The sequence below is a fragment of the Streptomyces sp. Ru71 genome, assembly GCF_002920535.1.
Lineage (GTDB): Bacteria > Actinomycetota > Actinomycetes > Streptomycetales > Streptomycetaceae > Streptomyces.
This window is the reverse complement of record NZ_PQSS01000003.1, coordinates 17,146-32,166: the sequence shown is the minus strand read 5'-3', so window position 1 is coordinate 32,166 and position 15,021 is coordinate 17,146. Positions and strand designations below refer to the sequence as shown.

General features: G+C 70.7%; 12 protein-coding genes. 7 read left to right on the top strand and 5 right to left on the bottom strand.

Going from position 1 to position 15,021, the window contains the following annotated elements:
- Positions 1-113: 113 nt before the first annotated feature.
- Complete coding sequence (locus C3489_RS02625; RefSeq protein ID WP_103779410.1) at positions 114-2,396, bottom strand: (Fe-S)-binding protein; 2,283 nt, start codon at positions 2,394-2,396, stop codon at positions 114-116.
- Between the two features lie 220 nt (positions 2,397-2,616).
- Between C3489_RS02625 and C3489_RS02620 the strand changes: the two genes are divergently transcribed.
- The 5 genes from C3489_RS02620 to C3489_RS02600 all read left to right on the top strand — a co-directional run bounded on the left by C3489_RS02620 (position 2,617) and on the right by C3489_RS02600 (position 8,000).
- Entirely contained in the window at positions 2,617-3,762 is a 1,146-nt protein-coding gene (locus C3489_RS02620) for an MraY family glycosyltransferase (protein WP_103779408.1), read from the top strand.
- A 94-nt stretch (positions 3,763-3,856) separates the two neighbouring features.
- Positions 3,857-5,692 (top strand): molecular chaperone DnaK, encoded by a 1,836-nt coding sequence (dnaK, locus tag C3489_RS02615; protein ID WP_103779406.1) that lies wholly within the window; start codon positions 3,857-3,859, stop codon positions 5,690-5,692.
- Entirely contained in the window at positions 5,692-6,345 is a 654-nt protein-coding gene (gene grpE / locus C3489_RS02610) for a nucleotide exchange factor GrpE (RefSeq protein WP_103779404.1), read from the top strand. Before dnaK ends, grpE begins: the two co-directional genes overlap by 1 nt.
- Positions 6,346-6,381: 36 nt before the next feature.
- Positions 6,382-7,548, top strand: a complete 1,167-nt coding sequence (gene dnaJ / locus C3489_RS02605; RefSeq protein WP_103779402.1) for a molecular chaperone DnaJ — start codon at positions 6,382-6,384, stop codon at positions 7,546-7,548.
- A gap of 5 nt (positions 7,549-7,553) precedes the next feature.
- The gene (locus C3489_RS02600; protein ID WP_103779400.1) at positions 7,554-8,000 is read left to right on the top strand and encodes a heat shock protein transcriptional repressor HspR; all 447 of its coding nucleotides are present in this window, start codon (positions 7,554-7,556) and stop codon (positions 7,998-8,000) included.
- A gap of 82 nt (positions 8,001-8,082) precedes the next feature.
- Here the strand turns inward: C3489_RS02600 and C3489_RS02595 are convergent, their stop codons facing one another.
- Positions 8,083-9,396 carry a hypothetical protein gene (locus tag C3489_RS02595; RefSeq protein ID WP_103779398.1) on the bottom strand — a complete coding sequence of 438 codons (1,314 nt, stop codon included), beginning with the start codon at positions 9,394-9,396 and terminating at the stop codon, positions 8,083-8,085.
- 450 nt (positions 9,397-9,846) lie between these two features.
- Between C3489_RS02595 and C3489_RS02590 the strand changes: the two genes are divergently transcribed.
- Entirely contained in the window at positions 9,847-10,968 is a 1,122-nt protein-coding gene (locus tag C3489_RS02590; protein ID WP_258054537.1) for a sugar ABC transporter substrate-binding protein, read from the top strand.
- A 37-nt stretch (positions 10,969-11,005) separates the two neighbouring features.
- On the opposite strand, the gene C3489_RS02585 is transcribed toward C3489_RS02590, so the two are convergent.
- Entirely contained in the window at positions 11,006-11,587 is a 582-nt protein-coding gene (locus C3489_RS02585; RefSeq protein WP_146075265.1) for a DUF4352 domain-containing protein, read from the bottom strand.
- A 204-nt stretch (positions 11,588-11,791) separates the two neighbouring features.
- On the opposite strand from C3489_RS02585, the gene C3489_RS02580 reads away from it, so the two are divergent.
- Entirely contained in the window at positions 11,792-12,820 is a 1,029-nt protein-coding gene (locus C3489_RS02580; protein WP_103779392.1) for a helix-turn-helix transcriptional regulator, read from the top strand.
- Here the strand turns inward: C3489_RS02580 and C3489_RS02575 are convergent.
- Both C3489_RS02575 and C3489_RS02570 read right to left on the bottom strand, forming a co-directional pair.
- Positions 12,783-13,781: a LuxR family transcriptional regulator gene (locus tag C3489_RS02575; protein WP_103779390.1), complete on the bottom strand. Its 999-nt coding sequence runs from the start codon at positions 13,779-13,781 to the stop codon at positions 12,783-12,785. The genes C3489_RS02580 and C3489_RS02575 overlap by 38 nt on opposite strands.
- Positions 13,778-14,785 (bottom strand): helix-turn-helix transcriptional regulator, encoded by a 1,008-nt coding sequence (locus C3489_RS02570; RefSeq protein WP_103779388.1) that lies wholly within the window; start codon positions 14,783-14,785, stop codon positions 13,778-13,780. The genes C3489_RS02575 and C3489_RS02570 overlap by 4 nt, the downstream gene beginning before the upstream one ends.
- Positions 14,786-15,021 lie beyond the last annotated feature (236 nt).

The following is a 15,021-nucleotide window of genomic DNA, read 5'->3' as shown; positions in this document are numbered from 1 at the left end:
AGGTACGGCACCGCCCCCTGCCTGTGCGGGTCAGGGGGCGGTGCCGGGCTCAGCGGTTCCGGCTTCACCGGCCGGGGCTGCTCACCGGCGCCGGCCGGCGAGCAGCGGGTCGGTCACTTCACCGGCTCAGGCTCCGGCTCGCTCTCCTGCTCCGGCTCGCCCGCCGGGTCGACCGGCGTCTTGACGGAGTCGAGGAGCAGCTGGGCGACGTCGACGACCTGGATGGACTCCTTGGCCTTGCCCTCGTTCTTCTTGCCGTTCACGGAGTCCGTGAGCATGACGAGGCAGAACGGGCAGGCGGTGGAGACGATGTCCGGGTTGACGGACAGCGCCTCGTCGACGCGCTCGTTGTTGATGCGCTTGCCGATCCGCTCCTCCATCCACATCCGCGCGCCGCCGGCGCCGCAGCAGAAGCCGCGCTCCTTGTGGCGGTGCATCTCCTCGTTGCGGATGCCCGGGACGCTGGCGATGATCTCGCGCGGCGGCGTGTAGATCTTGTTGTGGCGGCCCAGGTAGCACGGGTCGTGGTAGGTGATGATGCCCTCGACCGGGGTGACCGGGATCAGCTTGCCCTCGTCCACCAGGTGCTGCAGCAGCTGGGTGTGGTGGATGACCTCGTAGTCGCCGCCGAGCTGCGGGTACTCGTTGCCGAGCGTGTTGAGGCAGTGCGGGCAGGTGGCAACGATCTTCTTCGCCGACTTCGGCTTCGCGGACTCCGCGACGACCTTGCCCTCGTCGTCCAGCTCCTCGCCGAACGCCGTGTTCAGGGCCATCACGTTCTCCATGCCGAGCTCCTGGAACAGGGGCTCGTTGCCCAGGCGGCGGGCGGAGTCACCGGTGCACTTCTCGTCGCCGCCCATGATCGCGAACTTCACGCCCGCGATGTGCAGCAGCTCGGCGAAGGCCTTGGTGGTCTTCTTCGCGCGGTCCTCCAGGGCGCCGGCGCAGCCGACCCAGTACAGGTACTCGACCTCGGAGAGGTCCTCGATGTCCTTGCCGACGACCGGGACCTCGAAGTCGACCTCCTTGGTCCACTCCAGGCGCTGCTTCTTCGCCAGGCCCCAGGGGTTGCCCTTCTTCTCCAGGTTCTTGAGCATCGTGCCCGCCTCGGACGGGAACGCGGACTCGATCATCACCTGGTAGCGGCGCATGTCGAGGATGTGGTCGACGTGCTCGATGTCCACCGGGCACTGCTCGACGCAGGCGCCGCAGGTGGTGCAGGACCACAGGACGTCCGGGTCGATGACGCCGTTCTCCTCGGCGGTGCCGATCAGCGGGCGCTCGGCCTCGGCGAGGGCCGCGGCGGGGACGTCCTTCAGCTGCTCCTCGGAGGCCTTCTCCTCGCCCTCCATGGTCTTGCCGCCGCCCGCGAGCAGGTAGGGCGCCTTGGCGTGGGCGTGGTCGCGCAGCGACATGATCAGCAGCTTCGGGGAGAGCGGCTTGCCCGTGTTCCAGGCCGGGCACTGCGACTGGCAGCGGCCGCACTCGGTGCAGGTGGAGAAGTCCAGCAGGCCCTTCCACGAGAAGTGCTCGATCTGGGAGACGCCGAAGACGTCGTCCTCGCCCGGGTCCTCGAAGTTGATCGGCTTGCCGCCGGACGTCATCGGCTGCAGCGCGCCCAGGGCGGTGGAGCCGTCCGCGTTGCGCTTGAACCAGATGTTCGGGAAGCCCAGGAAGCGGTGCCAGGCCACGCCCATGTCGGTCTTCAGGGCGACGACGATCATCCAGATGAAGGAGGCGGAGATCTTCAGGCCGGCGAAGAAGTAGGTCAGGTTCTGCAGCGTGGAGACGTCCAGGCCCGCCAGGGCCTTCACGACCGGGTACGAGATGAAGAACGACGCCTCGTAGCTGTCCACGTGGTGCTGCGCGCCCTCCAGCGCGTGCAGCATGAAGATGCAGACGCCGACGATGACGATGATCGTCTCGACGAAGTAGGCCTGGCCGGTGTTGGAGCCCGCGAAGCGGGACTTGCGGCCCGGCTTGTCCGGCCGGGACAGCTGCCGGATGACGATCAGCGCCAGGATGCCGAGCACGGTCATGGTGCCGATGAACTCGACGAAGACGTTGTAGGGCGCCCAGTCGCCGATGACCGGCAGGAGCCAGTCGGCCTGGAAGAGCTGGCCGACGGCGTTGACGATCGTCAGGAGCAGCGTGTAGAAGCCGATCGCCACGAACCAGTGCGCGAAGCCGACGATCCCCCAGCGGTTCATCCGGGTGTGGCCCAGGAACTCGCGGACCAGGGTGACGGTGCGCTGGTAGGGGTTGTCGGTGCGGGTCCCGGCCGGTACCGGCTGGCCGAGCCGCATGAAGTTGAAGATCTGCAGGAGGGCGCGGCCGAACAGTGCCGAGCCGACCACGATCAGGACCAGCGACACGATGATCGCGGCGAGTTGCATTGGGGGCTCCTGGGGCGGCCTTCGATTAACCGTGCGACTAACCGAGCGACATTACTAAGCGGTAACTTATCCAGTCTGTCTGAGACTACCCCCATCTTCCGATGCGATGCAGCACACCGTTCGGTGATCTGCGTCGCTGAGGGTTGCCTAAAGAAGTCGTCGTGGCAATCCGAACGTGTTATTCGTACCAAATTGGTACATTCACCTCTAACTTATATCCGTGCTCTACGGGATCACCGCCGCCACCGCCGCCCTGCTGCTCACCGCCCTGCTCGCGGGAGCGCTCCGGACGCCCGCCCTGCGTCTGGGGCTCGTCGACCGGCGCCGGCGCACGCGACCGGTGCCGCTGCTCGGCGGGGTCGCCGTGGCGCTGGCCACCTGCCTGGTCGCCGGCACCGGCGACTGGACCCGGCTCGCGCCGCTCGGGGCCGGGATCGGCGAACTGCTCGTCGCGGGCGGCGCGGTCGCCGCCCTGGGGCTCGCCGCGGACGTCTGGCGGCTCAAGACGCGGTTCCTGGTCGTCGGAACGGCCGTGGCGGCGGCCTGTGTCGTGCCGTACGACGAGACCGGCGTGCTGGGCGGGATGCTCGCCGTCGGCTGGATCAGCGCCGCCACCCTCGCCTTCCGCTCGCTCGACCACGCCGACGGGCTCGCCGGGACCGTCGGGGTGGTCACCGCCTTCGGGGTGGCCGCGTGCGCCGCGGCCGAGGTGATGGACGGGCTGGCGGTGCTGCTGAGCGTGCTGGCCGCCGCGCTGACCGGCTTCCTCATGCACGGCTGGCCGGCCGCGCGGATCGGGCTCGGCGCCTGCGGCTCGCTGTTCACCGGCTTCCTGCTGGCCTCCGGTGCCGTGCTCGCCCGGACGGGCTACGACCTGGCCGGGACCGCCGCCGTCCTCGGGCCGCTCGTCGCGCTCGGCGCCGCCGACGCCGTCCTCGTCGCCCTCTCGCGGCGGCTGGCCGGGCGGGCGCTGCTGCGCGGCGGCCCCGACCACCTCGCCCACCGGCTGCGGCGGCTCGGACTCACCGCGCAGGGCGCGACCGTGCTGCTGGGGACGGCCGCCGGCGGCGGGGTACTCGTCGGGGTGCTGGTGCACGCCGGATGGGCCGGCGCCACTGCCGCGCTGTGGGTCGCGGGGGCCGCGCTGCTCGTCGTGCTGGCGCTGCTGCGGGTGCCCGTGTACGCGCCCCGGCGGCGGTCGGCGGAGACCATGACCCGGTCGGCCGGCCCGCGTCCGGCGCAGCCCCGCGCACCCCTGCGGCAGCCGGTCCAGCCACCTCGGCGTCAACCTTTTTCCGGGGTGCAGCCGCCACGGCGGCCGCCATCGTCGCAGGTCAGAGCGCCGTTGCGTGTAAGGAACGGATAAGAGTTGAGCCTCGTCGACTCAGGTCTGTTGACCGGGGCCTGAGCCTCATGCACACTTGAGCCTGTTCCACTCAAGTCAGCTGGAGGAATCAACCATGGCACGTGCGGTCGGCATCGACCTGGGCACGACTAACTCCGTCGTCAGCGTTCTGGAGGGCGGCGAGCCCACCGTCATCACCAACGCCGAGGGTGCCAGGACCACGCCGTCCGTCGTCGCCTTCGCCAAGAACGGCGAGGTGCTCGTTGGCGAGGTGGCCAAGCGCCAGGCGGTCACGAACGTGGACCGGACCATCCGGTCCGTCAAGCGCCACATGGGCACCGACTGGAAGATCGAGCTGGACGGGAAGCCCTTCAACCCGCAGCAGATCTCCGCGTTCATCCTGCAGAAGCTGAAGCGGGACGCCGAGGCGTACCTGGGCGAGAAGGTGACCGACGCGGTCATCACCGTCCCGGCCTACTTCAACGACGCCGAGCGCCAGGCCACCAAGGAGGCCGGCGAGATCGCGGGCCTGAACGTCCTGCGCATCGTCAACGAGCCGACCGCGGCCGCGCTCGCCTACGGCCTGGAGAAGGACGACCAGACCATCCTGGTCTTCGACCTCGGTGGCGGCACCTTCGACGTCTCGCTCCTGGAGATCGGCGACGGCGTCGTCGAGGTGAAGGCCACCAACGGCGACAACCACCTCGGTGGTGACGACTGGGACCAGCGCGTCGTCGACTACCTGGTCAAGCAGTTCAACAACGGCCACGGCGTCGACCTGTCCAAGGACAAGATGGCGCTGCAGCGTCTGCGCGAGGCCGCCGAGAAGGCCAAGATCGAGCTGTCCTCGTCCACCGAGACCTCGATCAACCTGCCCTACATCACCGCCTCCGCCGAGGGCCCCCTGCACCTCGACGAGAAGCTCACCCGCGCCCAGTTCCAGCAGCTGACCGCGGACCTGCTGGAGCGCTGCAAGATCCCGTTCCACAACGTGATCAAGGACGCCGGCATCCAGCTGGGCGACATCGACCACGTCGTCCTCGTCGGTGGCTCCACCCGTATGCCCGCCGTCGCCGAGCTCGTCAAGGAGCTGACCGGCGGCAAGGAGGCCAACAAGGGCGTGAACCCGGACGAGGTCGTCGCCATCGGCGCCTCGCTCCAGGCCGGTGTCCTCAAGGGCGAGGTCAAGGACGTCCTGCTGCTCGACGTCACCCCGCTGTCCCTCGGTATCGAGACCAAGGGCGGCATCATGACCAAGCTCATCGAGCGCAACACCACGATCCCGACCAAGCGCTCGGAGATCTTCACCACGGCCGAGGACAACCAGCCGTCGGTGCAGATCCAGGTCTACCAGGGCGAGCGCGAGATCGCGGCGTACAACAAGAAGCTCGGCATGTTCGAGCTGACCGGTCTGCCGCCGGCGCCGCGTGGCGTCCCGCAGATCGAGGTCTCCTTCGACATCGACGCCAACGGCATCATGCACGTCACGGCGAAGGACCTCGGCACCGGCAAGGAGCAGAAGATGACCGTCACCGGCGGCTCCTCGCTGCCGAAGGACGAGGTCGACCGCATGCGTGAGGAGGCCGAGCGCTACGCGGAGGAGGACCACAAGCGCCGCGAGGCCGCCGAGGCCCGCAACCAGGGCGAGCAGCTGGTCTACCAGACCGAGAAGTTCCTCAAGGACAACGAGGACAAGGTCCCCGGCGAGGTCAAGACCGAGGTCGAGGCCGCGGTCGCCGAGCTGAAGGAGAAGCTCAAGGGCGAGGACACCGCCGAGATCCGCTCCGCCACGGAGAAGGTCGCGGCCGTCTCGCAGAAGCTCGGCCAGGCCCTGTACGCCGACGCGCAGGGCGCCCAGGCGGCGGCCGGCGGCGCCGAGGCCCCCAAGGCCGACGACGACGTCGTGGACGCCGAGATCGTGGACGACGAGCGCAAGGACGGTGCCGCGTAATGACGGAGGAGACCCCGGGTTTCGAGGAGAAGCCCGACGTCCCCTCCGGCGCCACCCCTGACGACGCCGAGCCGAAGGCCGCCTCCTCCGAGGAGGCGGCGGCCCCGGCCGGGGACGGGAACGAGAACGCGGGTCTGGTGGCCCAGCTGGACCAGACGCGCAAGGCGCTCGACGAGCGCACCGCGGACCTCCAGCGCCTGCAGGCCGAGTTCCAGAACTACCGGCGCCGGGTCGAGCGGGACCGGGTCACGGTCAAGGAGATCGCCGTGGCGAACCTCCTGACCGAGCTGCTGCCCGTGCTCGACGACATCGGGCGCGCGCGGGAGCACGGCGAGCTGGTCGGCGGCTTCAAGTCGGTCGCCGAGTCGCTGGAGACCGTGGCCGCGAAGATGGGCCTGCAGCAGTTCGGCAAGGAGGGCGAGCCCTTCGACCCGACGATCCACGAGGCCCTGATGCACTCCTACGCGCCGGACGTCACCGAGACGACCTGCGTGGCGATCCTGCAGCCCGGGTACCGCATCGGCGAGCGCACCATCCGCCCCGCGCGGGTGGCCGTGGCCGAGCCGCAGCCGGGCGCGCAGGGCGCGAAGGCGGAGGGCGCCGAGGACAAGGCGGCCGACGACAAGGAGAGCGGTGGCCCGGACGAGGGCTGACGTCGAGTACACCGAGGGGAAGGAGGGACGTCGGGGATGAGCACCAAGGACTTCATCGAGAAGGACTACTACAAGGTCCTCGGCGTCCCCAAGGACGCCACCGAGGCCGAGATCAAGAAGGCGTACCGGAAGCTCGCCCGCGAGTACCACCCGGACGCCAACAAGGGCAACGCCAAGGCCGAGGAGCGCTTCAAGGAGATCTCCGAGGCCAACGACGTGCTCGGCGACCCCAAGAAGCGCAAGGAGTACGACGAGGCCCGCGCGCTGTTCGGCAGCGGCGGCTTCCGCCCGGGTCCGGGCGCGGGCGGCGGCTCCTTCAACTTCGACCTGGGCGATCTCTTCGGAGGCGCCCAGGGCGGGGGCAGCTTCGGCGGGGGACTCGGTGACGTCTTCGGGGGCCTGTTCAACCGGGGCGGCGCCACGGGGACGCGGACCCAGCCGCGCCGCGGCCAGGACGTCGAGTCCGAGGTCACGCTCAGCTTCACCGAGGCGATCGAGGGCGCGACGGTCCCGCTGCGGATGTCGTCGCAGGCGCCGTGCAAGGCCTGCTCCGGCACCGGCGACAAGAACGGCACGCCGCGGGTGTGCCCGACCTGTGTCGGCACCGGCCAGGTGGCGCGCGGTTCGGGCGGCGGCTTCTCGCTGACCGACCCCTGCCCGGACTGCAAGGGCCGGGGCCTGATCGCGGAGAACCCGTGCGAGGTCTGCCACGGCAGCGGCCGGGCCAAGTCCTCCCGCACCATGCAGGTCCGCATCCCGGCCGGCGTCTCGGACGGGCAGCGGATCCGGCTGCGCGGCAAGGGCGCCCCGGGCGAGCGCGGCGGTCCGGCCGGCGACCTGTACGTCGTCGTGCACGTCGACGCGCACCCGGTGTTCGGCCGCAAGGACGACAATCTCACGGTGACCGTGCCGGTGACGTTCGCGGAGGCGGCGCTCGGCGGGGAGGTCAGGGTGCCGACCCTGGGCGGCCCGCCGGTCACGCTGAAGCTGCCGCCCGGCACGCCCAACGGGCGCACCATGCGCGCCCGCGGCAAGGGCGCGGTCCGCAAGGACGGCACCCGCGGCGACCTGCTGGTGACCGTGGAGGTGAGTGTCCCCACGGACCTGTCGGGGAAGGCTCGTGACGCGCTGGAGGCGTATCGCGAGGCGACCGCGGGCGAGGATCCGCGGGCGGAGCTGTTCGAGGCCGCGAAGGGAGCATGAGTGGGATGGACGGCCGGCGACGTAACCCGTATGAACTGACCGAGGACACCCCGGTCTACGTCATCTCGGTGGCGGCCCAGCTCTCCGGCCTCCACCCGCAGACGCTGCGCCAGTACGACCGTCTGGGCCTGGTCTCCCCGGACCGCACCGCCGGCCGGGGCCGGCGCTACTCGGCCCGCGACATCGAACTGCTCCGCCAGGTGCAGCAGTTGTCGCAGGACGAGGGCATCAACCTGGCCGGCATCAAACGCATCATCGAACTGGAGAACCAGGTCGCCGCGTTGCAGTCCCGCGTCGCGGAGCTGCAGGCGGCCCTGGAGGGCGCGGCGGCGGCGATGCAGCAGCGCGAGGCCGCCGTGCACGCCTCCTACCGCCGCGACCTGGTCCCGTACCAGGAGGTCCAGCAGACCAGCGCGCTGGTGGTGTGGCGGCCGAAGAAGGCCAAGGACTAGCGGTAGTTCACGTGCGAAGGAGCCCGGAGGCATGTCGCCTCCGGGCTCCTTCGCGTCGTGGTGCCGGGCGTCGCGGTGCGTATCAGCCGCGCGTGGTGCGCCGGCGCCGGGCGCCGAGGAAGGCGGCGGCCGCGCCGAGGGCGACGAGCGCGGCGGCGGCCGCGGCCAGCGGACCGGTCGAGCCCGAGCCGGTGGAGGCCATCGAGCCGGTGACGGTCGCGCTCGTGCCCGTGCCCGTGCCCGTGCCCGTGGTCCCGGAGGTGCCGGCTCCGGCGGTCGCCGTGGCGCTCGCGGTGGCCGACGGCGTGCCGGTCGGGGTGGAGGTCGGGGTCGGGGAGGCCGACGGCGACGGGGAGGCGGTGCCGGGCGGCGGCGTGGTCGGCGTGGTCTGCGCCGGGCCGGCCTCGACCTCGGTGGCGGACTCGGCGAAGTCGTAGGTGCCGCCCATCGAGTAGATGGCCCGCACGTGGACGACGCTGTCCTCCACGATGTCGGAGTGGTCGCCGAGGCCGAGGTACAGCTTGACGGACGCGGTGCCCGAGGAGGAGCCGAAGCCCTTCGGGAGGGGCGGCAGCTCCCAGGTGTCGAGGTCGGTCTTCTCCAGGCGGACCCGCTTGCCGCCCAGCTCGGCCTCCAGCAGGAAGTCGTGGTGGGTGGTGACGTACAGGGGGCGGACGACGATGGTGCGGCGCAGCTCCCGGGGGAACTCGCCGGGGCCGGTGGCGGCCGTGTTCAGGGTCAGGCCGGCCCACTGACCGGGGCGGGCGACCTTGCGGTCCCAGTTCCAGGTGGTGTTGAGCTCGCCGGGCCGGATCTGCGGGTCGGTCCTGAAGACCGCGGTGTTGCGGGACTTGTCCGCGTCGATCTTCTCGAAGCCGGTGACGGGGCTGGCCGTCAGGGTGAGGTCGCCGTCGTTGGTGGGGTAGTTCCTGTCGAGTCCGACGGTCACCTTCCAGGTGAGCTCGCCCTTGGCGGGGACCGAGAAGCCGTCCCCGAGCTTGCCGGAGGACGGGTAGAACATGCCCTGCCAGCCGCCGTCCTGCCCGCCCACGAAGGTCTTGGTCGCGGGGGCGTTCAGCGCGCTCACGTCGAGGACGACGGAGTCGGACTGGATCGGGGCCGGGCCGTCGGCCTCGCCGAGCAGCCAGGCGGAGAAGTCCTGCGGCTGGTCGGAGGAGTTGCTGACCGTCAGCGTCATGGACGCGGTGGCGCCGCCGCGGCTGAGCGGGGCGTCGGGGGCGGGCTTGCCGAGCGTCATCGTCAGCGGCTTGCCGGCGGGCTGCTGCTCGGCGGCGCCGGCGGCGGCCGGAAGGAAGGCGGCACCGGCGACGGTCAGGACGACGGCGGTCGCGGCGGCCGTGTGCAGACGGCGGGCGGCGGTGAGGCGAGCGGACATGGACTCCCCCAGGGGTCACAAGGGTTCACGGCACGGCGAACCGGAAGAAGAGAAACCGGAAGAAGAGAAGGCGCCCGCGCCCGTCACCCCGGTCGTCATCACCCCCCGGTCCGTGCGCGGTGCAGCTATCTTCACGCCGCCTTCACCTGTGATCAACAGCCGCTTCGTCACCACTTCGCAACAGCGGCACAGGTGACACGCCCTTACGAATGGCCGAAAACTTTCGGTCCCCTGTGCTGATCCATGGAGGAGAACACCCGCTGGTGAAGGACCGGTAAAGGGTGTTTGGCGGTGAATGTACGGGACCCCTTCGGGTCTTCACGGACGAAGCGGAGGGTGATGTTGTCATCTCGTTAGGTGGCTGACCTTGACGCAGAGCGGCGCCGCCGCGTTGGCTTTTCAGTCACGTGGGTCGTGCCGCTGCGCCCGCGTTTCGTACCGCACCCCGAAGTGAGCACCCGCATGCGTCGTACCGCCATATCCGTGGCCGCATCCACGATGATCCTGTCGCTCGCCGGCTGCAGCATGCTGAACGCGACGGACGGCGGCAACACCGCGAGCCCCACCAAGACCGACGACGTCACGGTGGGCCTGCTGCTGCCGGAGAAGGTCAACTCCCGGTACGAGAAGTTCGACCACCCCATCATCGCGGCGAAGGTCGCCTCCCTCACCCACGGCAAGGGCAGGGTCGAGTACGCCAACGCCGAGCAGGACGCGGCCCGGCAGACCGGCCAGATGCAGAAGATGATCGACGACAAGGTCGACGTCATCCTGCTGGACGCGGTCGACTCCCACGCCATCGCCGGCGAGGTGAAGAAGGCCAAGGACGCCGGCATCCCGGTCATCGCCTACGACCGTCTCGCCGAGGGCCCGATCGAGGCGTACGTCTCCTTCGACAACGAGCTCGTCGGCGAGGTGCAGGGCCGCACCCTGCTGGACGCCCTCGGCTCGCGCGCCGGCTCCGCCGACCAGATCGTCATGATGAACGGCTCGCCCACCGACCCCAACGCGGGGCAGTTCAAGCAGGGCGCGCTCTCCGAGCTCAGCAACAAGGTGACGATCGCGAAGTCCTACGACACCAAGGACTGGGACCCGAAGAACGCCCAGGCCAACATGGCCGAGGCGATCGCCGCTCTCGGCGCGAAGAAGATCACCGGCGTCTACTCCGCCAACGACGCGATGGCCGGCGGCATCATCAAGGCCTTCAAGGCGGCCGGCGTCACCGATCTGCCCCCGATCACCGGCCAGGACGCCGAACTGGACGCGGTGCAGCGCATCGTCGCCGGCGACCAGTACATGAGCGTCTACAAGCCCTACCCGACCGAGGCGGAGGCCGCGGCGGAGATGGCCGTGGCCAAGGTCCAGGGCCGGGACATCCAGTTCGACGCCCTGGCCACCGACACCGTGGACAGCCCCACGGACAAGGAGATCCCGGCCCAGCTGGTCTCCGTGGTCGCGCTGACGAAGAGCAACATCAAGAGCACCGTCGTCAAGGACGGCATCTACAAGACCTCGGAGATCTGCACCGCGAAGTACGCCTCGGCGTGCGCGGCGCTCGGTCTGACGAAGTAGCCCGGGCCGGCCGGCGCGGCGGGCCCGCCCGAGCCCCTCACGGCCCGGTGAGGGGCTTGAGGGGCACGAACACGCCGTCCGGTGCGTGCCGGACCGTCTCGCCGCTGAGATAGCCGTCCGGGTCCCGGTCCCCGGACACCCGCATCCCGGTCACCCGCGCCCGCTTCGGGACGTCGTACCAGATCTCGATCTCGATGAGGTCGTGCCCGCCGATCTCCACCCGCTCGTGCTGCCGGCGTACCGCCATGGCGAAGGAGTCGGGCGTGGCCCGCGCCCCGTCGGCGCTCACCAGGCGCTGCTGCGCGGCCACGTACGTGTGGAAGGCGGGGTCGGCGTTGCGCACCCGCAGCCGCGCCGTGCAGTACTGCCCGTCCGGCTGCGCCTCGCTGTGCGTCCCGGCCACCGCGGTGAGCCCGCAGCGCAGGGAGAGCACGGTGAAGACCAGATGCCCGTCCCGGTACTCGCGCGAGGCCCGCTGGACGGGCGAGGGGGAGGCGTGGGACGGCTCGCCGCCGGCGTCGCAGCCGAGGAGCGCGAAGGCGGCGACGAGGGCGGCGACGGCAGCCCGGACCACCGGAATCGGTCGATACGTCGGAGTCGTACGCCCTGCGCGGACCATGTCCGGCATTGTCGGGCCGGGGCCCGGGAAAGGGGAGGGGCGCCGGAGGGCAACTTGTTGCAACAGGGTGGGGCGGAGGCCGGGAGATAGCGGTACGAACCGGTGGTTTCCCTCGGTCACGGGGGCCGGACCCGTGTTGCACGCAACGCTCCGTCCGCGCATAGTTGCGCTGCGGAAGAGGCGTGAACCGGGGGTGGATGGGCGATGACCGGGCACGGGACGGAGGAGCACCCGCACGGTGCCGACCGACTGTGCGCGGCCGGGGACCGGGTGTACTCCCGGGCCGTGCGGCGCGGCCGGGTGCCCCGCCGGGACGCCGAGCAGGTTCCCTGCCTGCTCGACCTGGCCCTGCTGCATCCCGACCCCGACGACATGGACTGGCTGGTGCCGACCGCGCCCCAGGAGGTCATGACCCGGCTGCTGCGCGGCGTGTACGACGAGGTCGCCGAGAGCCAGCGCCGGGTGGGCGCGGCGGTGGCGGCCGTCGAGTGGTACGCGGGCCTGGGCGGCCGCACGCCGGCGGCGGGGCCCGGGGCGGGCGAGGGCAGCGCGATCCGGGTGCTGGACGGGCTGGCCCGGATCCAGGCGGCCATGGACGAGGCGACACAGGCGTGCACCACGGAGGTGCTGACCGTCCAGCCGGGCGGCATCCGCCGCGAGCACGAGCTGTCCGAGGGCCTGCACCGGGCGCTGGCGCTGCGCGGCCGTGGGGTGCGGATGCGCGACCTGTACAACCATGTGGCGCGGCACGGACAGGGCCTGCTGACCTATCTGGAGCTGATGGGCGACGCGGTCGAGGCGCGCACGCTCGACGAGGTCGTGGACCGGCTGATCCTCTTCGACCGCACGGTGGCCTTCATCCCCGCGAACTCCGAGCGCACGATGGCCCTCGAACTGCGCCACCCGGCGCTGATCTCCTACCTGGTCACGGTCTTCGAACGGCTGTGGCGCCTCGGCGTCCCGCTCAACGCGCCCGTCCCCGACAGCGGCTTCGAGGGCATCTCGCACCGCGAGCAGTCCATCGCGGCCCTGCTGGCGGAGGGCCACCAGGACGCGGTCATCGCCGAGCGGCTCGGCATCAGCGTGCGGACCTGCCGCGCCCACATCGCCCGGCTTTCGGAGACCCTGGGCGCCGCCAGCCGCACCCAGCTGGGCGTCCGTATCGCCCAGGTGGGCCTCGACACCCCGGCCCAGCTCACGCTTCCGCGTCAAGAATCCCCGAGCGTGAGATGAGGTAGCCGAGCTGCGCCCGGCTCTCGCTGCCGAGGGTGGCGGCGAGCTTGGCGATGTGCTCGCGCACGGTGCGCACGTTCATGCCGAGGCGTTCGGCGATGACGGCGTCGGTGTGCCCCTCGATGAGCAGGGCGGCGATGGCCCGCTGGCGGGGCGTCACACCGCCCCGGGTGGGCGGCTGGACGGCCTCCGGGAACATCGGGGTGGCCAGCCGCCAGAGGCGGTCGAAGGCGGTGGCGAGGAAGTCGACCAGGGCGGGGTGGCGGGCCTCCAGGGCGAGTGTGCGGTCCGCGTTGGCGGGGATGTAGGCCACCTCCCGGTCCAGGATCAGCAGACGTTTCGTCACCTCGTCCAGGGTGCGGGCCTGGACGTCGCCGCGCAGGCGCTCGTAGCGGGCGATCACGGTGGGCATGTGACGCGTGGTGTGCTGGTACAGGGCGCGGATGCGGCCGCCGCGGTCCAGGAAGTCCTGGTCGCGCGAGAGGGCCTCCGCGTGCCGCGGCAGGGCGGTGGTGACATGACTCGCGTGCGGCTGGATGGTGAGCAGTTCGGCCCGGGCCGTGGACAACGCCTCGGTGATGGCCCGGTTGATGCGGTCGATGCCGCTCAGCAGGCGGATGGCGCCGGTGTCGGCGGTGTCGGCGTGGGCGCCGTCGGCATGCGGTGCGGGCAGGGCGAGGAGTGGTTCGAACGCCTCGACCAGCAGGGCCTCCCTGCGCCGCCGGCGGGCGATGTCGTCCTCCATGGTGCGCAGCAGCCTGGGCAGCGCGAGGGCGGCGGGGAGCGGGCGCAGCCGGCCCGCGTCGGTGGCGTCCGGCTGCAGCAGACCCGCCTCGACCAGGCACGGCAGGGGTTCGGCGGCCCGTGTCGTCACATGGCCCTCGCGCAGTGCGCGGGCGTACAGCGCCAGGCCCGGCTCGCAGAGCTCGGCTGCTTCGTGGTCGTGCCCCGAGGCGGTCACGCGCTGCTCGACCCCCGTGGCCCCTGGTTCTGCTCCAGGATCCCGGACTGGGCGATGAGATAGCCCAGTTGGGCGCGGCTGCCGCTGCCCAGGGCCTGGGCGAGCTTGGCGATGTGGGCACGGCAGGTGCGCACGTTCATGCCGAGGCGGCGGGCGATGGCCTCGTCGACGTGGCCTTCCACCAGGAGCTTGGCGATGGAGTGCTGGATCTCCGTGATGCCGTCGGGGGCGGTCTCGTACGGGGTGCCGGGGGTCAGCGGGACCGCCCGGTTCCACATGAACTCGAAGACCTTGACGAGGTAGCTCACCAGGCCGGGGTGGCGCAGTTCGAGGGCCACCTGACGGTCGTCGCGGATGGGGATGAAGGCGACGGAGTCGTCGCAGATGATGAGGCGTTCGACCAGTTCGTCGATGGTGCGGTACTCCGCCTTGCCGTCGGAGAACCGGTCCACGTAGGCGAGCCGTTCGGGGCTGTAGCGCGCGGTGTGCTGGTAGAGGGTGCGGATCCGGACACCGCGCTCGATCAGCGTCTTGTCGCGTTCCAGCGCCTCGACGAGCCGGTGTTCGGGGTGGCGGTGGCTGGGCTGGATGGTGAGCATCTCGTTCTGGCACTGCGCCGTCGCCAGGTCCAGCGCCGCGTTGATGCGGTCGAGCCCCTCCAATACGGTGATCGAGTGGGTGGAGGTGGTCACTTGGGCGCTGAGGGCCATGAACGGCTCGAAAGCATCGGCCAGCTCGATCGACAGCCGCCGGCGGTCGGTGATCTCGCGCTCTATGGGGTGCAGCCGCTGGGCCAGGGCCACCGACGGCGGGACCGGGCGCAGCCAGGTGGCGTCGTCCGGGTCGGGGTGGAGCAGGGCGAATTCCATCAGACAGGGCGCCGACTCCACGTCCGCGCGGGCGATGCGCCCCGTGCGGAGCGCGTTCGCGTAGAGACGCCCGCCTTCCTCGCACAACTCTGTCAAGGCATGGGGATGTGTAGGTTTAGCCCGATTCGTCACCAAATCTCCACCCCCCAGGGTCCTGAACGTGCAGGAACATGATGCACCGATCGTGTGGCGTTGACGTGCCTGAATGAGCCATCGTCGTATCCGACGGGGGAAGAGGGGACCTTCAAGTGAGGACGAAGCCGACTATGCGTAAGAGAATGCTTCGCTCGGTGCTTGTCGCCGCCTTCTCCGCCGTTGTGGCCTTCGGATCTCTGAGCGGCCTCTCCGGCACGAAGGGTGAAGTCCGGGCT

What these genes read in the sequence shown, in the direction of transcription:
- dnaK (WP_103779406.1), top strand. Translation starts at nt 3,857, where the DNA reads ATGGCACGTGCGGTCGGCATCGACCTGGGCACGACTAACTCCGTCGTC.
- grpE (WP_103779404.1), top strand. Translation starts at nt 5,692, where the DNA reads ATGACGGAGGAGACCCCGGGTTTCGAGGAGAAGCCCGACGTCCCCTCC.
- C3489_RS02600 (WP_103779400.1), top strand. Translation starts at nt 7,554, where the DNA reads ATGGACGGCCGGCGACGTAACCCGTATGAACTGACCGAGGACACCCCG.
- C3489_RS02580 (WP_103779392.1), top strand. Translation starts at nt 11,792, where the DNA reads ATGACCGGGCACGGGACGGAGGAGCACCCGCACGGTGCCGACCGACTG.
- C3489_RS02585 (WP_146075265.1), bottom strand. Translation starts at nt 11,587, where the DNA reads ATGGTCCGCGCAGGGCGTACGACTCCGACGTATCGACCGATTCCGGTG.
- dnaJ (WP_103779402.1), top strand. Translation starts at nt 6,382, where the DNA reads ATGAGCACCAAGGACTTCATCGAGAAGGACTACTACAAGGTCCTCGGC.
- C3489_RS02595 (WP_103779398.1), bottom strand. Translation starts at nt 9,396, where the DNA reads ATGTCCGCTCGCCTCACCGCCGCCCGCCGTCTGCACACGGCCGCCGCG.
- C3489_RS02625 (WP_103779410.1), bottom strand. Translation starts at nt 2,396, where the DNA reads ATGCAACTCGCCGCGATCATCGTGTCGCTGGTCCTGATCGTGGTCGGC.